This is a genomic window from Pseudomonas sp. HPB0071, assembly GCF_000478505.2.
Taxonomy (GTDB): domain Bacteria; phylum Pseudomonadota; class Gammaproteobacteria; order Pseudomonadales; family Pseudomonadaceae; genus Chryseomonas; species Chryseomonas luteola.
In genome coordinates, this window is record NZ_KI517367.1 from 2768496 (window position 1) to 2794828 (window position 26333).

Below are 26333 nucleotides of genomic sequence, written 5' to 3' on the forward strand. Positions count from 1 at the left end.
CCCGTTTTCATTCCTGTTACCCATCATCATGAGCAAACCAGCGATCTATAAGGTGATTTTTCATAACCAGGGACAGGTTTACGAGATGTATGCCAAGCAGATCTATCAAAGTGATCTGTGGGGCTTTCTCGAAGTCGAAGAATTCGTCTTTGGCGAGCGTACGCAAGTCGTCGTAGACCCCAGTGAAGAAAAACTGAAGTCCCAGTTCGAAGGCGTTATCCGCAGCTTCGTTCCCTTGCACTCGGTCATCCGGATCGACGAAGTGGAGCGTCTTGGCCAGGCCAAGATCAGCGAAGCCAAGGGCGGAACGAACGTCATGCCATTTCCGGTACCAATGCCGGAGAAATAATGCCGCAAAACGCAGCCGTCATACCATGCGGCTGCGTCTACCGGTTTGTCAGGGAAGTGGCGCGAAAGGATTTCCGGTGCCTGCCGTCTGCAAATCCTGCAGGTAGTCTCTGAAAATCTGACCCAGCACCTGGGTTGCAATTTCCAGCTCATCCCTTCTCATCTGCTCAGCTACCAGATCCGCGGTGTCCATGGCGTCTTCCGAGCCGTTGATGGCGGCCATCTTGAGTACGATATAGGCCTGCACGGTATTGGCCTGAACACCTTCGCCACGGAAAAACATGGTGCCCAATCGGTACTGCGCATCAGCATGGCCCTTCAGCGAAGCCTGCTCGAACCAGATACGAGCCTGATTCAAATCCTTTGGGGTCTGTTTGCCATCGTAGTAAAAGCTGCCTAGCTCATATTGCGCCTGCGCATCACCGGCGCGGGCAGTCTGCTGGCACTTGGAGAGAGCTTGCGGAAGCTCTTCCGGGGCTGCATTGAGGTTGCAGCGGCTGGTGCTGGGAATGAGCAGGGAATTACCGCCCGCAAAGGCGAGCAGCGGGAACAGGAGCAAGCTGGTAATGATGAAACGGCCGGCGCGGTGCATGGAACGCCTCCAGGATCGAGGCAGGTTTTTCTGGAAACCCGACCGGCGAAACGCGCCGGCTCGCACATTATGAGTGAAGCCGATACCACCTTACAAAAAATTTACGCAGTTACGATGAACTTTTTTTGTAATTGCCTGATATCGGCTGTTTCAAACTGAGAGGCTCATTGCAAACGATGGTTCCGCTCCGTTTGCCTACAAGCGAAACCATCGATAGGCGGTACTCAGTTTTTCAGCGCGGCAAAAGCACGTTCGGCTGCCTTGAACGTGATGTCGAGTTCCGCTTCGCCATGTGCAATGGAGGTGAAGCCGGCTTCGAAAGCGCTGGGTGCGAGATAGACGCCACCTTCCAGCATCAGGTGGAAGAAGCGCTTGAAGCGCTCGACATCGCTGGCCATGACGTCATCGAAGGTCACGATGTCGTCTGCCGTGCTGAAATAAAGGCCGAACATGCCGCCTGCCTGGGTGGTAACGAACGGAACGCCTGCTGCCTGGGCACGTTCGCGCAACCCGATCAGCAGACGGGTTGTCAGGGCGGTCAGCTCGTCGTGGAAGCCGGGACGGCTGATGAGCTTAAGCGTCGTCAGGCCAGCTGCCATGGCGAGTGGGTTACCGGACAGCGTGCCGGCCTGATAGACCGGGCCAAGCGGTGCAATCTTTTCCATGATGGCGCGCTTACCGCCAAAGCACCCGACAGGCATGCCTCCACCCACGATCTTGCCAAACGTGGTGAGGTCCGGTGTGATTTCGTAATGAGCCTGGGCACCACCCAAGGCAACGCGGAAGCCAGTCATGACCTCGTCAAAAATCAGCACCACGCCATGTTCATCGCACAGGGTACGCAAGCCCTGCAGGAAGCCGGGGGCAGGCGGTACGCAGTTCATGTTGCCGGCCACGGGCTCGACAATGATACAGGCGATATCCGCACCTACTTTCTGCAGGGTTTCCTTGACGGCGTCCAGGTCGTTGTAGGGTAGGGTAAGGGTGTGCTGGGCAAACGCAGCGGGTACGCCAGGAGAGCTGGGAACGCCCAAGGTGAGGGCACCAGAGCCCGCTTTTACCAGAAGACTGTCCGAATGGCCGTGATAGCACCCTTCAAACTTGATGATGGTGTCGCGACCGGTATATCCACGTGCCAGGCGAATGGCACTCATGGTGGCTTCGGTGCCTGAGCTGACCATGCGCACCATTTCCATGGAGGGCACCAGCTGGCAGATCAGATTGGCCATTTCGGTTTCCATGGCAGTTGGTGCGCCATAGGACAAACCATGTTCAAGCTGGCGGCGCACAGCATCCAGTACGTCGGGATGACTATGCCCCAGAATCATCGGGCCCCAGGAGCCTACATAGTCAACGTAACGCTTGTCGTCTTCGTCGATGACATAGGCGCCTGCGGCATGCTTGAAGAAAAGGGGCGTGCCGCCCACGCTTTTGAAGGCGCGAACCGGGGAATTGACGCCACCTGGAATATGCTTCTGGGCATCGGCGAACAGTGTTTCGGAGCGTGACATGGCGAATTCTCTACGAAATGGGGTTGAACAGTGCACTGAATGCCCGGGCGCGGCGCTCTACCTCTTCGGCAGAGGGCGCGGAAAACAATGCATGAATGACGGCAATCAGACTGGCTCCACGCTCGATCAGTGAGGGGGCATTGTCGAGGGTAACGCCTCCAATGGCGCACACCGGCACGGTGAAGCGGCGTTGCGCCTCGATCAGCAGTTCAGGCGTGGCCGCCGGTGCGCCGGGTTTTGTGTTTGAGTTGAAGAAGCGACCAAAGGCGATGTAGCTGGCGCCTTCCAGGACAGCGCGTTCCGCCAGGGCCAGCTGGGCATGGCAAGTACCTCCCAGAATTGCCGCCTGACCTAACTGTTGGCGTGCTTCGGCGAGGGATCCATCTTCCTGCCCCAGATGCAGGCCCACACCCAATTGGAGTGCAAGCTCAAGGTCGTCATTGATGATGAGGTCTGCGCCGTGGCGTCTACACAGCTCGGACAGTGCCTGAGCTTCGTCCCGACGGCGGACCTGGTCGCTGGATTTGTCCCGATATTGAATCAAGCGGGCACCGCCCTTCAATGCGGCTTCCACATAGGGGAGAAGCTTGTCGTCGGCCAGGAGCTGGCTGTCAGTAATGGCGTACAGACCACGCAGTGGAGTCATGAGCAGAAGTCCAGTGGCAGGCGACGGGGAATATACTGGCCGCGGCCGGGACGCTCGGCATCACGCAGGGTGCGCCAGGTGTAGTCCAGGGCTGAGCGAACTGCGCTGGGCAGGGCTTCTCCCAAAGCCAGCCGCCCGGCCAGTGCGCTGGCCAGCGTGCAGCCCGAACCGTGATAGCTACCGGGAAGACGCTGGCAGATAAAGGTTTCCTGATGCCCGTCACGGGTGTACAGGCGATTGTGCACTTCCTGCTCGTCACCATGACCGCCTGTGATGAGCAAATGCTCGCAGTAGGGGAGAAGTTTGTCGGCACACGCGTCTGCCGTCCCTTCCGGCAGCTCGGCCAGGATGCGGGCCTCGGGGAGGTTAGGCGTGACAATCGTTGCGCGCGGCAACAGCCGCTCGCGGATGGCATAACCCACCTCATCCTTGCCAAGGGCTCCACCACCACCGGCGCGTAGCACCGGGTCGCACACCAGTGGCAACTGTGGATGATCCGCGAGGATATCCAGTACTGTTTCAACCATTTCGATAGAACCAAGCATGCCCAGCTTGACGGCTGCGACAGGAAGATCCGTCAGCACGGCGTTGGCCTGGGCCATCACCCAGGCACGGTCCAGTACACGAAAGTCGGACACGTTGATCGTATCCTGAACGGTCAGCGCGGTGACGGCGGGTGCCGCATGGCAGCCCTGGGCGATCAGGGCTTCGATGTCTGCCTGCAGACCAGCGCCGCCGCTGGGGTCATGACCGGAAAGGCAAAGGACGACGGGACGAGCGTTGTGTGTATTCATGGCAAAAAGCTTATCACTAAACAGGCTGAACAAAGGCTCCGGTCGGCAGTGTAGCTGCTGGGCCGGCCTGTGATAGAGTGCCGCACCTAACTCAATGCTTGAAGGGATGCGTCGCACGAGAGGGCAGTTTGTGCATGATGCTGCCTGCGGGCTTTTCTGGCGAAGCCTTTTATATGCGCAACTGGTTCTTTTTCATTCTGCTCGCATGGCCCTGGTGGGTACAGGCCGTTGAGTTTGATGAGTCGATCGAACGATTGTCCCTCGGGCAGTCGCTTGAGGTATTCGAGGATGTTCGTGGCACATCGACTATCGAAGACATCACATCACCGGCATTAAGTGGCAGCTTTATCCGGCATGGCGAAGATGTTTTTGGGGCCGGCTATTCACGCTCGGCCTACTGGATTCGCCTGGATCTTGCGTATCGACCCAAGACCGGCATTGGGCCCAAGAGCTGGCTGCTCGAACTCTCCTACCCACCACTCGACCGCTATGATATCTACACACCCGATGCGCAAGGTGTGTACCGATTGGCCCAGCGCATGGGGGATACACTGCCGTTCAGCAGCCGTCTGATTCGGCACAGCAGCTATCTGTATCCGCTGTCGTTTGCACCGGGAGAGACGAAGCGGCTGTATCTGCGGGTTGAAAGTCAGGGGTCCGTTCAGGCCCCGCTGGTGCTCTGGACCACCAGGGCGTTTATCGAGGCCGAGCCGGCACGTGTTTATCTGCTAGGTATCATCTACGGTGTTCTGCTGGTGATGATGCTCTATAACCTGCTTATTTTCCTCAGCGTTCGCGATCCCAGTTACCTGTATCACATCTTTTATGTCGGCTCGTTCGGCTGCTATCTGCTGTCGATCAACGGGACCGGCTCCGAGTACCTGTGGCCGGACAGTCCTCGCTGGGCCAACATCGCAACGCCATTCTTTGTCGGCATGGCAGGTATCTTTGGTAGCCAGTTCACCCGACATTTCCTGCAGACCCGCCAGTACAGTCGTCGAATCGACCTCTGCATGAAGGGCCTGATCCTGCTGGCCTGCCTGTGCGTCCTGACGTCACTGACCTGTGACTACGCGACGGCGATGCGGTTGGCCACGCTCCTGGCACTGATCTTTATCTTTGTCGTGTTCACGGCCGGTATCCGGGCCTGGTTCGACGGTATGCGTACCGCGCGTTACTTCATCATCGCATGGTCGATTTTCCTGCTTGGCGGGCTGGCCAATATTCTGATGGTAGCCGGTCTGTTGCCTTATAACTTCCTCACGGTCTATGCGAGCCAGATTGGCTCGGCGCTTGAGGTAGCCTTGCTTTCGTTGGCTCTGGCTGACCGGATCAATGCCATGCGCGAGGAACGGGCGCGGATTCTCGAAGAGTCTCGCCGTGCACTGGAGCGGTTGAATGAGGAGCTGGCCAACAGTAATCGCTTGAAGGATGAGTTTCTGGCTACCGTGACCCATGAGTTGCGAACGCCCATGAACGGCGTTATCGGCTCGCTGGAACTGATCCAGACGCAGCCCATGACGGTGGAGCTGGAGCAGTACCACCAGTCCGCCAGCGAGTCCGCGCGAGCAATGATGCGCATGGTGGATGACATCCTGACCCTCACCGAGCTGCGTGCCGGCAAGCAGGTAGCTCGGCGGGTGCCGTTCAGTCTGCATGGACTCTTTGACAGTTTACGCACGCGCTATACCTCGAGTGCCGAGGCCAAGCGTCTGGCGTTCCAGGTGGAAATCGACCCAGCATTGCCCGATACCCTGGAAGGTGACGCACCAAAGCTGGCCAGAGCCTTGGGGCATCTGATCGAAAACGCCATTAAGTTCACGCATGAAGGATCGGTAACGGTGCGCGTACAGGCGCATCCGGATGCGCAGGCAGATGCTTATCGCCAGCCGCTGTTGATTGAGGTGGTCGATACGGGGATTGGGTTTACGCCGGAGCAGAGCGAGCAGCTCTATCAGCGCTTCCATCAGCTCGATGGTTCCCTGACGCGCCGCTATGGCGGATTGGGAATTGGCCTGGCCCTGTGTCGCAAGCTGATCCATCTCCTGGGGGGAACGCTCAGCCATTCCTCGCAGGTGGGGACTGGAAGTCGCTTCCGCATGGCTATTACCTTGCCGCTACCGGGGCGTGTGGCGCTGCCGGCACCTGCGCGCCGCGCCTGTGTGCTGACGACACGGCAGCCCGCCAATTGCACGGTTCTGATCGTGGAGAGCAATGCTCATGACGAGATGATCCTGCGTGGCATGCTGCTCCGGCTGGGCTATCAGGTGCGGACTGCCGATTCCGGCTCTCAGGCACTTGAACTCCTGGATCAGGTAACGGTAGATGCCGTCCTGCTCGATTGCCAGATGCCGGTCATGGATGGGTTTGCCATCTGTCGGGCCATTCGGGCATTGCCCGATTGCAAGGAGTTGCCGGTGCTGGCGTTATCATCCCATCCACACCATGGTGATCGGGAGCGTTGCCTGGCGGCCGGGATGAGCGATTACCTGGCCAAGCCGGTCAGGCTGGGTGAACTGCAAACTCTTCTACAGGATTGGCTGCTCTGTCAGGCTCCGGTTCAGACGTCATAGAGGGCTATACTGGGCAGCTACTTATGTTCAGGTATTTCTTTACATGGCGCTTTGGACGTTACTGCGCGATTTTCTCTTTCGCCATCGACTGGCCTATTGCGGGGCAATCACCTGCCTGTTGGGCGTAGGCCTCTTGAATCTGACGCTGCCCTGGTGGGTAGGCAAAACCATTGATGCACTACGGGCCGGTGAGCTCGAGCGAACGGAGCTGCTAGGGCGTGTCGCCCTGCTGGCGGTGGTTGGTCTTGGGCTCTATGTGCTTCGTTATCACTGGCGGGTACGGTTGTTCGGAACCGCGTACAAGGTAGGCGTGGAGCTGCGCGATGCGTTTTACGCCAAGCTTACCCGACTAGATCCCGGCTTTTTTCAGGCGAGTCGTACGGGCGATCTACTGGCACGGGCTACCCAGGATATCGATGCAGTAGAGATGGCTGCCGGTGAGGGCGTGCTGTCCAGTTTTGACGGGGCCATGACCCTGGTGCTTGTACTGGCAGTCATGCTGGTCGGTATCGATGCGCCGTTGGCGCTCATGGCCCTGCTGCCGTTTCCGTTCATGGCCTGGGGGTTCTACCACGTGGCGAAGCGGGTTCAGCAACGCTTCGGGCAGACCTTGCAGCGCTTCTCAGACCTCAATGATCGCACTCAGGAGGCTTTGAGCGGGCTGCGTATGCTGCGACAGAACGCGCTGATCGAAGCGGAGCTGGATGATTTTGACGAGCGCGCCCGTGCGGCGGCCAAGGCTGACTACGCTGTTCAGCGAACCGAAGCCAAGTACGAGCCCATCATCTTCGTAGCGCTAAGCTGCGCCACGCTGCTGACATTGATCGTGGGCACCGGACGCTACATGCAGGGCGCCATTACGCTAGGACAGCTGACCAGCTTCAGCCTTTACCTTGTACAACTGATCTGGCCAATGTTTGCCATTGGCTGGTGCCTCAATATCCTCCAGCGCGGAGAGGCGGGAGGGCGTCGCCTGCGGGAGTTTTTTGCCTCTGTAGAAAGCATCCGAGACGAGGGGACACTGACGCCCGAGCCCGGATCGACGTTGAGCGTGAATATTCCTTCCTTTGTCTATCCTCAAGGCCAGACGCCTGCGTTGCAGGATATTCACTTCGAGCTTCCGGCAGGAAGTACGCTGGGCATTGTGGGCGCCACAGGCAGCGGGAAGAGCACCTTGCTGCGGCTGCTGCTCCGTCAGTACCCTTTGACGGACGGCGAGATTCGCCTGGGCGATCATCCTCTTGAGGCGTATTCACTGGAAGCGTTAAGGGCTCAGTTTGCATACGTTCCCCAGGATCCTTTCCTGTTTGCCCGCAGTCTGGCTGAAAACGTTGCACTTGGACGACCTGAGGCTACACCCGAGCAGATCCGGGGCGCTCTGACCGACGCGGCCTTTGCCACAGACCTCAAGCAGCTTCCCGAAGGGCTTGAAACGCCGGTGGGTGAGCGCGGTGTAACATTGTCTGGAGGTCAGCGACAGCGGGTAGCCCTGGCGCGTGCACTGTTATCCGATGCGCCTATCCTGCTGCTGGATGACACGCTGTCGGCCGTTGATACCGCGACCGAAACACGTCTGCTCGAGACGCTGGCTCGCCTGGGCAATCGGACGCGCATCATTGTGAGCCATCGTCTGTCTGCCGTACGGGAGGCTGATCAGTTGATTGTGTTGGAGGAGGGCCGTATCGCCGAGCGAGGCTCGCATGAACAGTTGCTGGCGCAGGGTGGTGTCTACGCCCGACTCTGGCAGCTGCAACAGGCAGGAGGCGAACATGCCTAAGCATCGTGTTATCAAATTGCTGCTGGGGCCGGTGCTGGCCAATCCGCGCCGGCTGATGGCGGCTGTGGCTATCCTGATTGGGGCAACTGTCATGGACGTGATGGGCCCCTGGCTAACTAAACATTATCTGGATACCTACCTGGTGCCTGGCGATCTGCGGGCTGAGCCCCTGATCGTACTGTTCCTGATCTATGTAGTAACTCAGGCGCTCGCCGCACTCGGGCGTTACCTGCAAAGCCTGCGGTTTGCTGGCATCGCCATGGATACGGTACTGCTGTTGCGTCGGCGGCTGTTCCGCCATGTTCTGCACTTGCCGCAGAGCTTTCATGACCGTACGGCAACCGGGGAGCTGGTCGCGCGGGTAACCAATGACACAGATGCCCTGCGTGAACTCTATGTCGCGTTTTTGGGCACTATTGTTGGCAATATTGTGCTACTGATCGGCATTCTGGTGGCCATGGCACTGATGAATGTCCATCTCATGATGATCGCCATGCTGCTTATCCCGGCGGCCGCCTTTATCGTCTGGCTGTATCAGCGCTTGAGCGGGCCGGCTGCCATGCGGGTGAGGGCGCTGCGCTCCGAGCAGAGCGCGCGTCTCAATGAGGCGATTGGCGGAATGGCTATTATCCAGGCCTTCAACCAGACCGCGCCGTTCCGCAAGCACTTCCATGATCTCAACCAGCAACAGTACGAGGCACGAATCAGTACGGTACGTTTCTCGGGCCTGCTCTTGCGTTCGGCGCTCGATCTGGTGAGCGTGATTGTACTGGCGGTATTGCTCCTGACCTATGGTCTGAATCACCTGGGTGGAGGAGCCGAGATCGGGGTGATGTACGCCTTTGTGACTTACCTGGGGCGAGTGACGGAGCCACTGATGGAAATCACTCAGCGGTTCAATCTCTATCAGCAGGCGAGCGTTGCCGGTACGCGACTGCTTAATCTGCTCGATCAGGCCCAGGCACTACAGGGTACCGATAGCCGGTCGGTGGACAAGGCCTGCTTTGAGCTCAAACAGGTTCGCTTCCGCCATGAAGGTGCGGATCACGACACGTTGAGCGATATCAATCTGGAGATTGCCCCTGGCACGTTCCTGGCGATCGTCGGGCCGACCGGCAGCGGGAAATCGACCCTGCTTGACCTTCTGGCCGGCTTGCAGCCGGTAACGGGTGGCCAACTCCTACTGGATGGCCGTGAGCTATCAAAACTGACGCCTGAGGCATTGGGAGCCGCCATTGCTACCGTACCGCAGGAGCCATTCATTCGTTCCAGCACCCTGCGCGATAACCTGCTGCTGGGCAGTGAGGCAGAGCCGTGGCGTCTTCAGGAGGCGCTTGATGATGCTCACCTGTCTCCCCTGATTGCACGGTTGCCCGAGGGGCTGGAAACCCGGCTGGGTGAACGTGGCTTTACGCTTTCCACGGGTGAGCGGCAATTGCTGGCGCTGGCGCGAGCCCTGCTGCGCCAGCCCAAGGTGTTGCTGCTGGATGAGGCGACGGCCAGTATCGACAGTGAAACCGAAACGCTCTTGCAGGAAGCGCTGCATGACTTGCGCGGCAAGGTGACGATGATTGTAGTGGCGCACCGGCTGTCGACGATCCGTGATGCCGATCGCATCATTGTGCTGCGGCAAGGACGGCTGGTGGAGGAGGGGAATCACGCACAACTCTTGGCCAACCCCGAAGGGCATTATCATCACCTGTGGAATCAGCGCAGGGATTCTGAGCAATTGTCAGATAACCGTGATCCAACTCAGCTACTCTCTGACTAAATGCTGGCAAAGGGGCTGTCTGGCCTGCTGATGAGTCGACGCAGGAGCCAGATTGCCTCGTTCATTCTTGAGTAAGGAAATCGTGCATGCCTCAGACGTTCGAAGATGGTTTTGTTGCAGCCCATTCGGCTAGCGAGGCGGTGGATCGGCTGGCTGCGCTGCATCAGCAGGCAACCCAGGCCTTGAGCAGTGCGCTCAAGCGCTACCTCAAGGATCGTATCGAGCCGACTGAGGCCGAGCGACAGCTGTTCCGGTATCCCGAGATCCGTCTGTGCTACCGCTCCTCCCAGGCGGTGCCGACTACCACGCGGGCCTATGCCAAGGTGCAGCTTCCGGGTACTTACCGGGCCACCGTTACGCACCCGGCTGCCTTTCGCAAATACCTGCTTGAACAGCTCGAACCGCTCATGGCGGAATACGACATTCTGGTCGAGGTGGGGCCGAGCGAGCAGGATATCCCCTATCCCTATGTGGTGGAGCAGGGGGATGAACTGGCCGGGTCGGGCGTGACGGCCGCCGAGCTGGCGCGCGTCTTTCCCAGTACCGACCTGTCCGCCGCCCACGACGATATCGCCGATGGCCTGTATGACTGGGCGCAGGAGACCATTCTTCCCCTATCGCTGTTCGATGCCGCCCGGACGGACTTTTCCCTGCGTCGTATCGTGCACTATACCGGCAGTGACTGGCGCCATGTGCAGCCCTGGATTCTCCTGACCAATTACCACCGCTATGTCGATCAATTCATTCGTCATGGCTTACAGCAGCTGCGGGACGATCCTCGGTTCGTGCGTATGGTGCTGCCGGGTAATGTCACCATCGAGCGCGGCCTGGATGATGGCGAGGCCCAGTCCATCATTGGCGGTATCGCCTGGCATCGCTTTCAGATGCCGGCCTATCACCTGATCGCCGCGGATGGTCATGGCGTTACCCTCGTAAACATCGGGGTGGGGCCATCCAATGCCAAGAACATTACGGATCATCTGGCCGTCTTACGCCCGCACTGCTGGCTGATGATCGGCCACTGTGGCGGGCTGCGGCAGTCACAGAACATCGGCGATTACGTACTCGCGCATGCCTATATGCGTCGTGACGGCATTCTGGACCGTGTATTGCCGCCTCACATACCAATCCCGGCCCTGGCCGAAGTGCAGGTGGCCCTGGCAGAAGCGGCAGCTCAGGTGACGGGCGACCGTGGCGAGGCGCTCAAGCGCCGGCTGCGAACCGGCACAGTGCTGACCTATGACGACCGTAACTGGGAGCTGAGATGGGCGCAGGAGCGGCCTGTCATCAATCTGGCCCGCGCCATTGCGGTGGATATGGAGAGCGGCACTATTGCGGCTCAAGGGTATCGACTGCGCGTCCCGTACGGCACTTTGCTGTGTGTGTCAGACAAACCCCTGCACAGCGAGATCAAGCTGCCGGGCTCGGCCAATGCGTTCTACGAGCGAGCCGTCAGTCAGCACCTGGCAATCGGTATCGCGGCATTGGACCTGCTCCGGGCGCAGCTGGATTCGCTGCACTCGCGCAAGCTGCGCAGCTTTGACGAACCGCCTTTCCGTTGATACCTGAAAACAAAAAGGCCAGCGTAAAGCTGGCCTTTTTTCTTATGCGCCTAGACTGGCCAGGCCGATGTAAGTGGCGGCACCACCCAGGTAACCCAATAGCGCCAGCAGGCTGATGCGTTTCAGGTACCACATGAAGTCGATCTTCTCCATGCCCATTGCTGCTACGCCAGCTGCCGAACCGATGATCAGACAGCTGCCGCCTGTACCGGCGCAATAGGCCAGCATTTCCCAGAATCGCCCATCGGCCAGGAAATGGGTGAGCCAGCCGGCGTCAGCTGAGCTGGCCGCCGTCAGCGCTTCAGGGGAGACCAGCGGATACATTTTCATGGCGCCTGCTACGAGCGGTACATTATCGACCACCGATGACAGGAGACCGATCGCGATATTGATGGCATAGACATCGCCTAAGCCGTCTTTCAGCCAAGTGGCGACCTGCACAAGATGGCCTGCCGTCGCCAGGCTGGAGACTGCCAGCAGAATGCCCAGGAAAAACAATACGCTTGGCATATCGATCCGGCGCAGTACGCCAATCACGGACAGCGGGTGCTTGTCTTCATCGTTCTTGCCGCGATGAATGATTTCAGTCACGACCCACAGTACGCCAAGGCCCAGCAGAACACCCATGTAGGGCGGCAGGTGTGTCACGGTCTTGAAGATCGGCACAAAGAGCAGGGCGCCAATGCCCAGCGCAAAGACAAGGTTGCGCTCGAACGGAGTGGTTGGATTCGCATTATTCTCATGCTCATCCATTGCCGGTCGCTCGGCTTCGCCCTTGAGCCTAAAGCTGAGCAGCACCAGGGGAACAAGCAGGCAGACCAGGCTGGGCAGGAACAGACTCATGACGATACCGCTGGCCGAGATCTGGTTTCCAATCCACAGCATGGTAGTCGTTACATCGCCAATAGGTGACCAGGCGCCACCCGCATTCGCGGCAATGACCACAATCCCGGCGTAGAACCAGCGCTCCTTGGCATCGGCAATGAGTTTGCGCAGCAGGGAAACCATGACGATGGTAGTCGTCAGGTTGTCTAGCGCGGCAGACAGGAAGAACGTGATCAGGCCTACCAGCCATAGCAGGCTGACGCGCTTGTTGGTACGAATACGGTCGGTAATGACCGTGAAGCCTTCGTGGGCATCGATCAGTTCGACGATGGTCATGGCGCCCATCAGGAAAAACAGGATCTCCGAGACCTCGCCCAGGTGGTGGCGCAGCTCCTCGACCACGAAATGAGTGTTGTCGCTGCCGGGCTGCAGATGCGGCAGGATTTGATCTGCGCCCAGCACCAGCAGCGTCCAACTGACAACGGCTGTTAGCAGCGCCGAGGCGGCTTTATCGATTTTCAGGGTGTGCTCGCAGGCGATACAGAGGTATCCGAGCACGAAGGTTAAGGCCATGAAGACATACATGAGCGGCTTTCCAGGGCAGGGAGTCAGGTCGAAACCTTTTCCAATCATTACATGGAGGGCGCCGAGGATGCCTTATATGTTTCAAAAAATGAAGAAAAAGGCACAAAAAGGATTGCTTCTCGGGTCGTCAAACGGCCTATCGATACCCCTGGGCCTGCAGCTGGAATAGATGAGCGTACCGGCCATCCTGGGCGACCAGCGCGTCGTGGCGTCCCTGTTCGATGATACGGCCATGCTCCAGGACCACAATCTGATCAGCCGAGCGAACCGTAGAGAATCGGTGAGAGATCAGGATCGTCATCTTGCCTTGGGCATGCTGACGAAACTGCTCGAAAACCTCTGCCTCGGCGGCAGCATCCATGGCAGCCGTAGGTTCGTCGAGTACGAGAATGTCGGCCTGGGTACGCATGTAAGAGCGTGACAGTGCGATTTTTTGCCATTGTCCGCCTGACAGTTCTTGCCCGCCTTTGAACCAGCGACCCAGTTGTGTCTGATAGCCTTGGTCGAGCCGCTCGATGAAGTCGCTGGAGCGTCCACGTTCGGCTGCTTCCTGCCAGCGCTGCTCGTCGTCAAAGGCTTCGACATCGCCCACGCCCAGGTTTTCGCCAGCGCTGAACTGATAGCGAATGAAATCTTGGAAAATGACGCCAATGCGTTGCCTTAGGGCATCGGTATTCCACTCTTGAAGATCGCTGCCATCGAGCAGAATGCGGCCCTCGCTGGGCGTATAGAGTCGAGTAAGCAGCTTGATCAGCGTGGTCTTGCCTGAGCCGTTCTCGCCCACCAGGGCCAGGCTTTCACCGGGTCGCAAATGTAGATTGATACCCTCCAATGCTGCGCGCGAGACACCGGGGTAATGAAAGCCGACCTGTTCGAAGCGGATGCCGTCTCCAGGTGTTTTACCCTGTCTCAAATCGCCTTGCTCAGCAGCCACAGGCTGTTCGAGGTATTCATACAGGTTGGAAAGATAAAGGTTGTCTTCATACATGCCGCTAATGGCGGTAAGGCTGCTACTGACTGCCGTCTGGCCTTGCCTGAAAAGCAGCAGATACATGGTCATTTCACCCAAGCTGATACGCCCATGTACGGTATCCACTACGATCCAGACATAGGCGGCATAGAAGGCCAGGGTCCCGAGCAGGCCAAGCAGAAACCCCCAAGTGTCGCGCCGAATCGTCAGGGCGCGATCTTCTGCATAAAGCTGGGTGAAGATATCGCGGTAACGCTGGAGTAGACGTGGCGCAAGGCCAAAGAGTTTGACCTCCTTGATATGATCTTCCCGCGCCAGGACCGCTTCAAGATAACCCTGCATGCGGGCCTCAGGGGAGCGCCGCCGAAACAGGCGAAAGGCATCACCCGAAAACTTGGCTTCGGCAAAAAAGACAGGCAATGCCCCGACCACCAGGATAAGCAGCGCCCAGGGTGAAAAATGAATCAGCAGGATGGCAAAGCTGATCAGTGAAAGACCGTTCTGCATCAGGCTGAACAGCTTGTTGACCAGGGAGAGCGGGCGGATCGAGGCCTCGCGGCGGGCGCGGGTGAGCTTGTCGTAAAATTCCGAGTCTTCAAATTGGACCAGTGACAGTTGCTGGGCTTTTTCCAGGATCATCAGGTTGACCTTTTGCCCCAGCAGGACGCGGAGCAAGGACTGCTGGACGGAGAGGCCCCGCTGCGCCGCTGCGATCAAGGCGACCACGCCGGCTTCCATGGCCAACAGCCAGAGCACGGGCGACAGCAGAACGTTCCCCTGTGTCTGATGCAACTGCATGGCCGCCACGACCGAATCCACGATCTGCTTGCCGAGCCAGGCGGCCAGCGCTGGCAACACACCTGCTACCACGGTAGCCAGGGCAAGTCCCAGGGTCAGGGCAGGAGAGGTCGACCACACGAGGCCCAATGCCCGTGAGCTGTACTGAAAAAGGCTGAGCGCCCGGTGTCGCCAAGGCTGGCGCGGCGCAGGGGGTATGGCTGTCATGGGGTATTGGAGTGCATTCCTGGCGGGGAAATCCGTCAGGAATGCTGCCATGATCGTTATGGCGTCTGCCAGTTAATCATCAGGCCTGCTTGCGAAAACGTCCCTGGGCGTCGGCTGTCTTCATGGCGGCAACTACCGAAAGCGGATCGACCCTGAAGGGCTCGTTGTGAATGGTTTCCCCTTCCGCGCAGGCCAGTTCCGCAGCCTTGAGCAGGTCTGCATCAGACGCATTGGCCAGACCGATATCTGCCAGAGTAAGCGGCAAGCCGATTCGCTGACTGAACGTGAAGGCTTCATCAATGATGGCAGGCTTGCGGCCACTCAGGATCAACATGGTCAATACGCCAAACGCAACCTTCTCGCCGTGCCAGTAGCTGTGGGTCTGGGACAGGGCGGTGAAGCCATTGTGAATCGCGTGAGCAGCTGCCAGGCCGCCGCTTTCGAAGCCTAGTCCGGAAAGAAGGGTATTGGCTTCGACGATATGCTCCAAGGCTGGCGTGACGACCTGTTGCTGACAGGCATGCAGTGCGAGTGGGCCATATTCCAGAAGCGTGTCATAGCACAGGCGTGCCAGGGCATAGGCGGTGAGAGGGCCGGGTCTTCCTGTCATGTTGCCAGCGCCGCGGATACGGCAGTCTTCTGCCTCGAACCAGGTCGCCATGGCGTCGCCCATTCCTGATACCAGAAAGCGCGCAGGGGCCTGGGCAATGATACCGGTGTCTACCAGTACAAGATCCGGGTTTCGCGGCAGAAACAGGTAGCGCTTGAAAGCACCTTCTGCGGTATAGATTACTGAAAGCGCACTGCATGGAGCATCGGTAGAGGCCAGGGTAGGCACAACGGCCACAGGTATGTTCAGTTCGTGGGCCAGCGCCTTGGCGGTGTCGAGTGATTTGCCACCACCGATCCCGACGATGGAGTCAGGCAGGTGCTGACGCGCCACCCCAGCCAGCCGTGCGACTTCCTCGTCGCTGCACTCGCCGTTGAAGCGGATACGCTGGCATTCGAGCTGATGCTGACAGGCCTTGTTGAGCGCTGCCCCCAGATGGTCGTCGGCAAAGGGGTCAAGAAGGATCAGGGTACGTTTACCGAAGCGTGCAAGCTCCTCACCCAGGTGGTTAAAGGCTCCGTTACCTTGAACATAGCGGGAAGGAAATATCGCCGTCGTGAGCATGGGGCAGGCTCCTCTGAAGTGGATTAGCCTGACTATGGAGCGTTTGGGAGGGCGCGCTATTGTCCTGAATCAACGCTGTTGGCATCAGCGTCTATCGCTGGATGAAAGGCGCGGAGGAGTTACCGCCGCGCCCTGGATTATCAGTGTCCAGCCGTGATGACGGGCACTGCCCAGCTCTCGCCAGGCAGCGGTGCGCGGAAGACCTCTTCCGGCAGTCCTTGGGCTTCGCGCTCCTTGGCAAGGTCCTGGGGAGGCGCAAACTGGGCTTCGTCACTGAGCGGGAAGGTACCGAAGTGAATGCCCATGCTGGTGCTGGAGTGAAGAATCTTGTGTGCGGCTACTGCCTCCTGTGGATTCATGTGGCTCGACACCATGAACCAGCGTGGCTCATAGGCCCCGATAGACAAAGCCGAAAAGCGCATGGGACCGAAACGGTCGTGAATCCGTTGGAAGTGCCCGCCCCATGCGGTATCGCCGGGGAAGTAGACAGGACCGCTGGCGGACTCAAGTACAAAGCCGCCCCATAACGTACGGTTGGTATCGAAGCGGGTGCGGGCCGACCAGTGCTGTGAAGGCACTATATGCAAGGTTACCTGCTGGTTCAGGGGCTGACTCTGCCACCAGTCCATCTCCGTTACAGTGCCAAAGCCGGCCTCCTTGCGGATGAGTTCGGCGTTTCCCAGCAGCGTGACGACGGGCGTGAGCGGGTTGATCTCGGCGAGACGGCGAAGCGTCGCCAAGTCCATATGATCGTAATGGCTGTGGCTGACGAAGATCAGGTCAAGAGGTGGAAGCTTTTCCAATGCTACGCCTGGGTCATGGTAGCGCTTGGGACCTATGAAGCTGAACGGGCTAACTCGCTCGGACCAAACCGGGTCGGTCAGAATATTCAAGCCATGGTACTGAATGAGCAAGGTGGCATGGTTGATATAGGTGACGCGCAGGTCATCGCCTGTCACGCGCTCGGGCAGCTCCTCCTGGCGCGGCGGAAGCGCCTGCCAGACCCACTCGGGACGCTCGCGGGTCAGCTGCCATTTGATCAGAGTCCAGAAACTCTTTTTGGTAAAGGGCTCCTGGTTGTAAAACTGCTGCCCGTCGAAGTGATCCGAAGGCGGGCCTTTGTATTCCGGGCCGCCACAGCCTGCAAGAGCGAGAAGGTTGACCAGCCAGAGGGAGCGAAAGATTCTCATGAAGGACTCACGTTGCCGGTAAGTGAAAATCGAGTGCCGGTTTTTCGGTACACTCGCGGGTATCTTTTATCGTTGCACCGCGTTTTTAACGTGCCCGTGCCTCAAGTGCCAGTCTTCATCATGCCTCGTTCCTACCGCTCCCCTCAAACCCCGCGTCCTCGTCGTGTTGCCAAGGCCCCGCCGGCCGAGCCGCGGCTGATCTTGTTGAACAAGCCATTCGATGTGCTGACCCAGTTTTCCGATGGGGACGGGCGGGCTACGCTCAAGGACTTCGTTCCGATTCCAGGCATTTATCCGGCAGGACGGCTGGACCGCGACAGCGAAGGGCTGCTCCTCCTGACCAATGATGGGCGCTTGCAGTCGCGCATTGCCGACCCTAAGCACAAACTGCCCAAGACCTATTGGGTTCAGGTGGAAGGCACCCCTACGGATGAGCAGATACAAACGCTGCGAACAGGCGTCGAGCTGAATGACGGACCGACGCTTCCTGCAGAGGTGCGTCTGTTGGAGGAGCCGGAACTGTGGGAGAGAAACCCTCCCGTGCGCTTTCGCAAGAGTGTTCCAACGGCCTGGCTGGAGCTGGTGATTCGTGAAGGCCGCAACCGGCAGGTACGTCGCATGACGGCAGCCGTCGGCCTGCCTACATTGCGCCTGGTGCGAGTACGCATCGGCCCTTGGGCGTTGGAGGGTATGGCGCCGGGTGAATGGCGCGAGGTGCCGGCGCGGCTGTAACCGCGCCAGCGGATCAGCTGTAGCGATCAGTAATGTGACGTAATAACCGCGATGCCTTCGTTCAACACGTCCCGCCAGGCTTTGAGCGTCTCGTCCGTGCACTGCGGGTCGTGGCTTGAAATGGTGGCGAGCAAGGTATCGACCCAGATGCTGTAGAGTTCCGGGCGAATATCCATCTGATGGCGGCAATGGGTTTCGCCCAGCGCGCGCAACTTGGTATCCGGCATTCCGCGCGCCACCATGACCAGGTTCATGATGCCCTGTCGCAAGAGCTGCTTTTGGGCCTGCATGTTGGTATTGACGAACTTCTCGCGGATCAGCGGCGAGCTGGCAAGAAAGCGGGTATAGAAGTCATCGAAAAAGTCAGCGCTGGCGCAGCAGCGGCCGTAGCTCTGCATCACCTGGTCGGCGGGTTTCATGGCAAGTCCTTGCGAGTGTTTCGTCCACGTTTGTGGGTACAGCGGATGGGGAGCGAAGTGTAAACGGGTGGCAAGCCTATCAGGTTAAGACAATAGTCTTAAAGGCCTTTTGATATGGAGGGTTATTGGCCGTGCCCCTGTATGAGGCACGGCCGGCAGGTGAATGGCTTATTCGGGGTGACGACGCTTCTCGATCTCGTCAGCCGTCATCTCGCCCTGGGCATGGCCGAAATGCTCCAAGACAAAATTGGTGACCGCCGCCAGCTCCTGGTTGGAGTATCCGCGGGCAAAGCCCGGCATGAAATGATCGCCGTGGGGATTCTCCAGCTTGTCTCCTCCCAGCAGGACCTGCACCAGATTGGTTGCCTCTGGATCGTTCACCGTGCGCAGGCCACTAAGCGCGGCAAAGGTGCTCTGCCGGCCCGAACCATCCCACAGGTGACAGCTGACGCAGGCGTCGGCAAACACCTTCTGGCCCAGCGGGTTGTTTCCTTTGGCCGGTGCGTCAGATGACAGCGCCTTGGGCTCCGGTCGCATCAATCCATACGGCTGACTGGGGACCGACTTCAAGTACACCACCATAGCGCGGATATCCTCAGGCGTCAGGAAGCGCAGGCTGTGATTGACGGCTTCGGCCATGGGGCCAGCCGCAACGCCATACCCTTCGGCATGACCTGTAGACAGGTAAGAGGCCAGGGCCTCGTCCGGCCAGGCACCGATGCCGGTCTTCTGGTCACCGCTAATGTTGTAGGCCTTCCAGCCCTGAATCACCGCGCCACCCAGGTTTCGCGAGCTGTCACGCGCCTGAAAGATATTACGGGGGGTATGACATTCGCCACAGTGCCCCGCACCTTCCACCAGATACGCACCGCGGTTCCATTCAGCCGACTGGCTCGGGTCCGGCTCGAAGCGCTCGTTCGGGTTGAACATCATGTTCCAGAACATCATTCCCCAGCGTTGGTTGAAGGGGAAGCTGATGTCATTTTCCTTGTTCGGCTGCCTGATGGGCTCCAGGCTGAACAGATACGCCTTGATCGCCAGAATATCTTCCCGCGACATCAGCGTGTAAGACGTATAGGGAAAGGCTGGATAGTAGTGCTTGCCGTCCTTGCCGACGCCTTCCTGCATGGCGCTGACAAAGTCGTCATCGCTCCAGGTGCCGATCCCGGTTTCCTTGTCCGGCGTGATGTTGGGGGAATACAGCATACCGAACGGCAGCTTGAAACCACGACCGCCAGCGAACGGTTTACCGCCGTTCTCGTCAAGGTGACAGGCTACGCAGTCAGCTGCGCGGGCCAGGTATTCGCCGCGCTGGACCGTGGCCTCGTCAGCGGCCTGGGCAGACAGCGTTGTGAGGGCCAGCGCCACAGGCGCCACGCCGCTCAACACCGTACGCGTCATGGTGCCCCAGATAGAAGTGAAACGATTCATAGGAGCTCCTTAAGCCACGTGGTAACCGGCGCGAACCACCGGCAGACGACGAAGGCGCTTGCCGGTTGCCGCATACAGAGCATTGACCAGAGCCGGTGCAATCATGGCGGTACCGGCCTCTCCAATCCCGCCAGGTATTTCATGGCTTGGAATGATGTGCGTCTCGACCGGTGGGGCATCGCTCATGCGCAGCTGCCGGTAGTCGTGGAAGTTGCTCTGTTCCACATGTCCATTCTTGACGGTAATCTCATTGTAGAGCGCAGCAGACAGGCCAAACAGCGTGCCGCCCTCCAGCTGAGAGTGAACAGAGGTCGGATTGGTTACCTCGCCGCAATCTGCAATACAGATCAGGCGGGTGATGTGGATGCCGTTCTGCGCATCGACCTGCATTTCCACTACGGTAGCGAGGTAGCTGCCAAAGACTTCCTGTACGGCAATTCCCCGACCATGGCCCGCTGGCAGTTTCTGGCTCCAGTTGGCTTTTTCGGCGGCAAGCTTGAGTACCGCCTGCGCACGGGGATGCTCGCCGAGCAGCTTCATCCGGTAATCGACCGGGTCCTGCTTGGCTGCGTAGGCCAGCTCATCGATAAAGCTTTCCATCACATAGGCGCCATGCAGCGGGCCTACCCCACGCCACCAGGAATTGAGAATGGCCTTGGGCGCTTCAGGGACGTAACGGACCCTGAGGTTTGGAAGCGAGTAGACGGGTTTGTTGGAAACCTCTACTGCGTCGGCATCCAGCCCATTGGGTGGTACGGCGGCTGGCGCAAACCGCGCCATGACCGAGGCCCCGACAATGGTATGCGACCAGCCCACTGGCATGCCGTTGGCATCCAGGCCTGCGCTGAAGCGGTCGATATAATGAGGACGGTACAGGTCATGGGCGGTGTCTTCTTCACGCGTCCAGACCAGCTTGATGGGGTAGTCGACCTGCTTGGCTATGGCTGCGGCCTGACCGATGAAGTCCGCTTCCAGGCGACGGCCAAAGCCTCCACCGATGAGCTGGTTGTTGACGATGATCTTTTCCGGCGGCAGGCCGGTTGCCTTGGCAGCCGCCTGTTGGGCCATAACCGGCACCTGGGTGCCGACCCATAGTTCACAGGCATCCTCGCGGACCTGGGCCACACAGGTCATGGGCTCCAGCGTGGCGTGAGCCAGGAAGGGCATCTCGTATTCCGCCTCGATCTTGCTGGACGCACCGGCAATGGCCTTGTTGATGTCGCCAACCTCGGCGGCAATGGCGCCTTCGCGATCAAAGGCTGCATGCAGGGCGCGTTCGATCTGGGCGGAGTCGATACCGGCGTTCGGGCCTAGACCCCATTGGATCTCCAGCGCCTTCAAGCCTTTAAGGGCTGCCCACATGTGATCGCCGATCACGGCAACGGCATTTTCCAGCTTGACCACATCCCTGACACCGGGAACCGCACGAGCGTGACGGTCATCCACTGAGGCAAGCGTGCCACCCACGACCGGACAGGCGCTGACAGTAGCGATCTTCATGCCTGGCACGTGCAGGTCGATGGTGAACTTGGCGGAGCCGTCTACTTTGCCAGGCGTATCAAGGCGGCGCAGCGGCTGGCCGATGACCTTGTAGTCTTCCGGCTTTTTGAGCGGGACGTTTTCCGGAACGGGCAGTTTGGCAGCTGCATCCACCAGCGCGCCGTAGGCCAGTTCGCGATTGCCAGGGCCGATGATCTTGCCATTTTCGGCGCGGCATTCATCCGGCGACACCTTCCATTGGTTGGCCGCGGCCTGGATCAGCATTACGCGTGCCGCCGCAGCGGCTTCCCGCAGGGGTTGCCAGTTGCTGCGAGTCGATGAGGAACCGCCGGTGGCCTGAAAGCCCAGAAGCTTGTCCCCATACAGTTTTTCGTCTGGCGGTGCTTCCTGCACCCTGACCTGATCCAGAGTAACGTTCAACTCTTCGGCTACCATCATGGCAAAACCGGTCTGTACACCCTGGCCCATTTCGATCTTGGGCGAAATCAGCGTGATCTGCCCATCGTGGCCTATCCGAAGAAACGCTCCCAAGGCCGTAGGGGTGTCCAGCGGTGCGTCTTCTGGCCCTTTGTTGACATACTGTTCGGCATAGCTGCGGCGGGAAAAAGGCAGTGCGGTTGCCAACAGCAAACCACCTGCGGCGATACCACTGGCCTGAAGCAGCTTGCGGCGCGACAGGCTTATGGCCTGCGCCGATACATTCTTGGTCATGGAGTCTGCTCCGCTCAAGCCTGGGAAACGCTTTTGATCGCGCCGCGGATACGGGTATAGGTACAGCAGCGGCAGATATTGCCGGACATGCCCGCATCGATTTCAGCATCGCCTGCGTTCGGGTGCTGGGACAGCAGCGCCACGGCCGACATGATCTGGCCGGACTGGCAATAGCCGCACTGCACGACTTCATGCTCAAGCCAGGCATCCTGCACTTTCTTGCCCAGGTCGGACTCGCCCACGGCTTCGATGGTCACGATCTTCTGGCCTTGTGCAATGTTGCTCACAGGCAAGACGCAGGCGCGAACAGCCGTACCGTCCAGATGCACCGTGCAAGCGCCACACTGTGCGATCCCGCAGCCGTACTTGGTGCCGGTCATTCCCAGCACGTCACGTAGAACCCAAAGCAGGGGCATGTCGTCGGGGACGTCGACCTGATGGTCGGCCCCGTTGATGTTGAGCGTAAGCATTGCAACCTCATGAGCACGGTAGGACAGTCGACTCGTCATGCCGGAACGCCGTCAGGCAAGGTCATGCCGACGGGAAGGGCTGCGAGTCGATCGTTGGTTTATTCAGGACAGAATGAACGGTGCTTCATTCCGTGTCCTTGGAAAAATTTAGATAAATAAATCTGATTTATCCATCTTCTGGCAAGAAACACCAGTGTCGGCATCGAATTCGTGCAAATCCGCGGCCTCAGACAGGTCCATGTAAATCGCGACGATACTCAGCCACGCAGGTGCTCAAGCGGCAGCTCGGTACTGGAGATGACCTGGTTGAGAACGAAGCTTGAGCGCACGCTCGAAACGCCTTCTATACGGGTCAGGGTGCCCAGCAGTAGTTTCTGGTAGTGGTCCATATCCGGAACGACCACCTTGAGCTGATAGTCCGCATCCATGCCGGTCACCAGGCTGCATTCCAGCACCTCAGGGCACTGCCGAATGATCGACTGGAAATGCTCGAAGCGTTCAGGGGTATGCCGGTCCATGCCGATCAGTACGAAAACTGTCAGGCTAAGGCCCAGTTTCTTGCGGTCGAGCAGGGCAACCTGACGATTAATGTAACCATCATCTTCCAGCTGCTTGACCCGTCGTGAGCAAGGCGAAGGAGACAGGCCGATGCGTTCTGCCAGTTCCTGGTTCGAGATGCGTGCATCACGCTGAAGTTCGGCAAGAATACGTAGGTCGTAGCGGTCTAGTTTGTCCATTTTGAAACCAATCCTTTGGAAAATTGCGTTTAAAAGGTTTTTTTAGTGTTCTGTTGCTTAAACGGTAGAGGATATAGCAAAAAACGCAAACTTTGGTCGGTGCAACAGGGCTAAGCTGAACTCATTACTTCGATGGCCCGGACGAACAGTCCAACGGTGAGCTCCAGGAGGGCAAGCCGATAATGCCGCCGACCTATCAGGTCGTGCCGCTCCCGGGCCACTCACCGCCCAAAAGGCTGTGTGATCGCAGCAGTCGCCAAAAGCGACTCAGAGGACAGAATTCCGGAAGGGGGCGAAAGCCTCCTTTTTTGTGCGCCTGATAAAAGTGTACGCCTGTGCTCCGCCTATCCGTCAATGCTCGCCTCGCGCATACTCCTGGCTTAGATTGAGGATTCGACCGCCGCCTCGCCATTTTCGGAGCGACCGGCGGTAAGCAGGAGATAGGGTCATGAAGCGCCGCGGGCGTTTGACAGGTATCGGTCTGATAGTCGCATTGAGCGCAGGCCACGTGCTGGCAGGGCCTTTTGAGGCCGGACAGACGCAGTTCGGCAATCCGTCCGGCGGCGCTGCGCCTCAGCCTCAGGCGGGGCAGGGTCGCGTTGGAGATCACCCGGACTACTCGCCCTCTCGAGGAATGGATCCTAATGCCGGGCCTCGTCCGGGAGCGGGTCGCCCTATCGGGCAGGATGGCTCGCGCTGGCAGACCGGCAGTGGTCAGGATCTTCCCCATCAACGCTATGATTTTCCCCGGCGGCCTGTCGAGCGGGTCGATGAAAACGGTGTACGGTTTATTACCGCGCCTCCGCGAGAGGTCACAGGGCAGGCGAACCACTCTCGGGAAGACGGCTGGAATCGACCCGATGCCGTTCGGCGTGGCGATGAGCGTGCTCGCTGGGAGCAATCCGGGCCGAATGATCTGAATCGAGGCTGGGAAAATCAGCCCCGTGTCATTGATCATCCTGATTATGGGCCGTACGGCAACTGGAATCGCCCGCACAGGCACAACGACTTCGATCGTCGTGGCTGGGGACCAAATCCTGATTGGCGTCCCGGCTATGTGCTGCGGCGCCCGCCGCCTCGGTACACCCGTATCTGGCATCAACGCTATGAGTATTACTATTCCGACGGGTACTGGTACCGCCCACAAGGGTCGAGCTATGTCATCGTGACCCCGCCGCGCGGCGTGTATGTCAGTAATTTGCCCAACTATGCGCAGACGTTGGTGATCGGCGGGCTGACCTACTACTTTGCCGCTGGTACCTATTACCAGCCGCAACCGGAATACAACCGTTACATTGTCGTGGAGCCGCCTGTGCAAAACGGTGGCTATGCCATTAGCAGCAATGCCTTTGATGTCGCCATAACCCCTGCCTATGGTCAGACACAGGCCCAGATGGAGCAGGATCGTTATGACTGCCAGCGTTGGGCGGTCAGCGAGTCAGGTTTTGATCCATCCCGAGCAACCACTGCGCCACCGGCTGATGTGGCGGATCGTTATCGACGTTCGCTGGGCGCCTGCCTAAGTGGCAGGGGATATAACGTGACCTATTGAGGGGGGCCGTCTGCCTGTAATCTGATGAAGTCAGACGCCCTTGAGCCCTCAGCTCGGAGGCAGAGGATGCCGATGGGGGACATCGGGTGCATCCAGCGGGTCGGCATGTACCAGCACTTCGGCCTGCGGATACTCCGCCATGATCGCCGCTTCGGCCTCGTCGCACAGGCGATGGGCTTCGGACAGGGTCATTTCTCCCGGTAGCTCCAGATGCAGTTGGACGAACCAGTGGCTTCCCGAAATACGCGTGCGCAAATCATGAGCCCCCAAGACTTGGGGCACGCTGCACGCCAGCGTCAACATGTGCTCGCTGACTTCATAGGGCAATTCCTGATCCATCAGCACACTTAGCGAGTCGCGTGCGATTCCAATGGCACTCCAAAGGATATACAACGCAATACCCAGGCCAAAGATGGCATCCAACTGATCCCAGCCGTAGCTGGCAGCAATCAGGGCAATCAGGATGCTGGTGTTGAGCAGAAGATCAGAGCGGTAATGCAGAGAATCGGCGCGAATCACTGCGGACCCTGTAATCTGAATGACGTGCCGCTGTAGCATCAGCAGGCCCGCAGTCACAATCAATGAAAAGATCATGACTGCAATGCCCAGCAGAGGCGTTCCCAGGGGTTCAGGTTCTTTCAGGCGTCCGATGGCCTGCATGCCGATCAGGATTCCGCTAGCGCCAATGAACAGGGCCTGGGTAATACCCGCCAACGACTCCGCTTTGCCATGGCCGTAACGGTGGTCGTCGTCGGCGGGCTTTAGGGAATAGCGCACCGCCAGCAGGTTGAACAGGGAGGCCGCGCCATCAAGCACGGAATCGGTCAGCCCAGCGAGCAGACTGACCGATCCGCTGAACCACCAGGCGATGGCCTTCACGGTAATGAGCAGGCCAGCCACTGCGAGTGAAGCAGTGGTGGCCAGGCGCAACAGCCTGGCGTGTTCGGTACGGCTCTTCATCAGGTGTTATGCCGTAGGGCGCAACCCGAAGGCGGCCAATTGCTCAGGGCTGCCGCTGTGCTGAATCAGGCGTGGATCGGTCAGCGGCAGGGAGCGGCCGGTTTCCTGTTCGATAATGGCCTTGAGGCGCGCCTTGTCCACCTTGCCATCCGCGTCGATAGCATCTTTTAGCTTTTCCGGGTCGACCGAGGCGTGCTGGTCGTTGGGCAGGTAGATGGCTCCGGACGTAAAATCAACACCGAACGCAATCAGGCCGGGAATGATGTAGAACAGCAGGCCTACCGCATCCAGGATGGCAATGCCCGGGTCGATCTGGCCAGTAATTTGGCCGCGACGCTCAGGATAAAACAGCGTACCGCAGGCCGAAATCTGGGTCAGCACTGCTGCAGCAAGGGCGCCACAGATCAGGCGAGTGCGCATTGGCATAAACACCTCCATAGGTCAGGAAACCGCACTATAACCGGCGTTGCGAGAGGCCGGAAGCGGGCCGCTGGAGTC

Annotated in this window: 22 protein-coding genes; 7 read left to right on the forward strand and 15 right to left on the reverse strand. The window is 59.0% G+C overall.

All coding sequences use genetic code 11. The features are described from left to right. Nucleotides 1-28 precede the first annotated feature (28 nt). Nucleotides 29-349, forward strand: a complete 321-nt coding sequence (locus HMPREF1487_RS12995; RefSeq protein ID WP_010797115.1) for a DUF1820 family protein — start codon at nt 29-31, stop codon at nt 347-349. Between the two features lie 48 nt (nt 350-397). Here HMPREF1487_RS12995 and HMPREF1487_RS13000 read toward each other — a convergent pair whose 3' ends face one another. The 4 genes from HMPREF1487_RS13000 to HMPREF1487_RS13015 form a co-directional block, all read right to left on the reverse strand. Then, nucleotides 398-940: a tetratricopeptide repeat protein gene (locus tag HMPREF1487_RS13000; RefSeq protein ID WP_010797116.1), complete on the reverse strand. Its 543-nt coding sequence runs from the start codon at nt 938-940 to the stop codon at nt 398-400. A 224-nt stretch (nt 941-1164) separates the two neighbouring features. Next, complete coding sequence (gene hemL, locus HMPREF1487_RS13005; RefSeq protein WP_010797117.1) at nt 1165-2451, reverse strand: glutamate-1-semialdehyde 2,1-aminomutase; 1287 nt, start codon at nt 2449-2451, stop codon at nt 1165-1167. 10 nt (nt 2452-2461) lie between these two features. Then, nucleotides 2462-3097 (reverse strand): thiamine phosphate synthase, encoded by a 636-nt coding sequence (gene thiE / locus HMPREF1487_RS13010; protein WP_010797118.1) that lies wholly within the window; start codon nt 3095-3097, stop codon nt 2462-2464. Continuing rightward, nucleotides 3094-3891 carry a hydroxymethylpyrimidine/phosphomethylpyrimidine kinase gene (locus tag HMPREF1487_RS13015; protein ID WP_026003714.1) on the reverse strand — a complete coding sequence of 266 codons (798 nt, stop codon included), beginning with the start codon at nt 3889-3891 and terminating at the stop codon, nt 3094-3096. Before HMPREF1487_RS13015 ends, thiE begins: the two co-directional genes overlap by 4 nt. A gap of 173 nt (nt 3892-4064) precedes the next feature. Between HMPREF1487_RS13015 and HMPREF1487_RS13020 the strand changes: the two genes are divergently transcribed. From HMPREF1487_RS13020 to amn, 4 genes are all read left to right on the forward strand, one after another. After that, nucleotides 4065-6464: a hybrid sensor histidine kinase/response regulator gene (locus HMPREF1487_RS13020; protein ID WP_037030756.1), complete on the forward strand. Its 2400-nt coding sequence runs from the start codon at nt 4065-4067 to the stop codon at nt 6462-6464. A 43-nt stretch (nt 6465-6507) separates the two neighbouring features. Beyond that, nucleotides 6508-8241 carry an ABC transporter ATP-binding protein gene (locus tag HMPREF1487_RS13025; RefSeq protein ID WP_010797121.1) on the forward strand — a complete coding sequence of 578 codons (1734 nt, stop codon included), beginning with the start codon at nt 6508-6510 and terminating at the stop codon, nt 8239-8241. Next, nucleotides 8234-10012, forward strand: a complete 1779-nt coding sequence (locus HMPREF1487_RS13030; RefSeq protein WP_010797122.1) for an ABC transporter ATP-binding protein — start codon at nt 8234-8236, stop codon at nt 10010-10012. Before HMPREF1487_RS13025 ends, HMPREF1487_RS13030 begins: the two co-directional genes overlap by 8 nt. A gap of 86 nt (nt 10013-10098) precedes the next feature. Further along, nucleotides 10099-11574, forward strand: a complete 1476-nt coding sequence (gene amn / locus HMPREF1487_RS13035; protein ID WP_010797123.1) for an AMP nucleosidase — start codon at nt 10099-10101, stop codon at nt 11572-11574. Between the two features lie 42 nt (nt 11575-11616). On the opposite strand, the gene nhaD is transcribed toward amn, so the two are convergent. From nhaD to HMPREF1487_RS13055, 4 genes are all read right to left on the reverse strand, one after another. Beyond that, a complete protein-coding gene (nhaD, locus tag HMPREF1487_RS13040; RefSeq protein WP_010797124.1) occupies nt 11617-12984 on the reverse strand; it encodes a sodium:proton antiporter NhaD in 1368 nt (455 codons plus the stop codon). Between the two features lie 136 nt (nt 12985-13120). Beyond that, nucleotides 13121-14959, reverse strand: a complete 1839-nt coding sequence (locus HMPREF1487_RS13045; protein WP_051370185.1) for an ABC transporter ATP-binding protein — start codon at nt 14957-14959, stop codon at nt 13121-13123. 79 nt (nt 14960-15038) lie between these two features. Then, nucleotides 15039-16133, reverse strand: coding sequence for a glycerol dehydrogenase (locus HMPREF1487_RS13050; protein WP_010797126.1), 1095 nt, complete (start codon nt 16131-16133; stop codon nt 15039-15041). A gap of 140 nt (nt 16134-16273) precedes the next feature. After that, complete coding sequence (locus HMPREF1487_RS13055) at nt 16274-17323, reverse strand: MBL fold metallo-hydrolase (protein WP_010797127.1); 1050 nt, start codon at nt 17321-17323, stop codon at nt 16274-16276. A 120-nt stretch (nt 17324-17443) separates the two neighbouring features. Between HMPREF1487_RS13055 and HMPREF1487_RS13060 the strand changes: the two genes are divergently transcribed. Beyond that, nucleotides 17444-18055: a pseudouridine synthase gene (locus HMPREF1487_RS13060; protein ID WP_010797128.1), complete on the forward strand. Its 612-nt coding sequence runs from the start codon at nt 17444-17446 to the stop codon at nt 18053-18055. Nucleotides 18056-18081: 26 nt separating this feature from the next. On the opposite strand, the gene HMPREF1487_RS13065 is transcribed toward HMPREF1487_RS13060, so the two are convergent. From HMPREF1487_RS13065 to HMPREF1487_RS13085, 5 genes are all read right to left on the reverse strand, one after another. Continuing rightward, nucleotides 18082-18474 (reverse strand): globin, encoded by a 393-nt coding sequence (locus HMPREF1487_RS13065; protein WP_010797129.1) that lies wholly within the window; start codon nt 18472-18474, stop codon nt 18082-18084. 168 nt (nt 18475-18642) lie between these two features. Further along, on the reverse strand, nt 18643-19905 hold the full coding sequence (locus HMPREF1487_RS13070) for a cytochrome c (protein WP_010797130.1): 1263 nt from the start codon (nt 19903-19905) through the stop codon (nt 18643-18645). 9 nt (nt 19906-19914) lie between these two features. Further along, on the reverse strand, nt 19915-22116 hold the full coding sequence (locus HMPREF1487_RS13075; protein WP_010797131.1) for a xanthine dehydrogenase family protein molybdopterin-binding subunit: 2202 nt from the start codon (nt 22114-22116) through the stop codon (nt 19915-19917). Between the two features lie 14 nt (nt 22117-22130). Further along, nucleotides 22131-22586 (reverse strand): (2Fe-2S)-binding protein, encoded by a 456-nt coding sequence (locus HMPREF1487_RS13080; RefSeq protein WP_010797132.1) that lies wholly within the window; start codon nt 22584-22586, stop codon nt 22131-22133. 257 nt (nt 22587-22843) lie between these two features. Beyond that, a complete protein-coding gene (locus HMPREF1487_RS13085; protein WP_010797133.1) occupies nt 22844-23323 on the reverse strand; it encodes an Lrp/AsnC family transcriptional regulator in 480 nt (159 codons plus the stop codon). A 448-nt stretch (nt 23324-23771) separates the two neighbouring features. Between HMPREF1487_RS13085 and HMPREF1487_RS26325 the strand changes: the two genes are divergently transcribed. Next, nucleotides 23772-24875, forward strand: coding sequence for a DUF6515 family protein (locus HMPREF1487_RS26325; protein ID WP_010797134.1), 1104 nt, complete (start codon nt 23772-23774; stop codon nt 24873-24875). Between the two features lie 48 nt (nt 24876-24923). Here HMPREF1487_RS26325 and HMPREF1487_RS13095 read toward each other — a convergent pair whose 3' ends face one another. Together HMPREF1487_RS13095 and HMPREF1487_RS13100 are read right to left on the reverse strand one after the other, a co-directional pair. Continuing rightward, a complete protein-coding gene (locus HMPREF1487_RS13095) occupies nt 24924-25835 on the reverse strand; it encodes a cation diffusion facilitator family transporter (RefSeq protein ID WP_010797135.1) in 912 nt (303 codons plus the stop codon). Between the two features lie 6 nt (nt 25836-25841). Further along, the gene (locus HMPREF1487_RS13100) at nt 25842-26261 is read right to left on the reverse strand and encodes a hypothetical protein (RefSeq protein ID WP_010797136.1); all 420 of its coding nucleotides are present in this window, start codon (nt 26259-26261) and stop codon (nt 25842-25844) included. Nucleotides 26262-26333 lie beyond the last annotated feature (72 nt).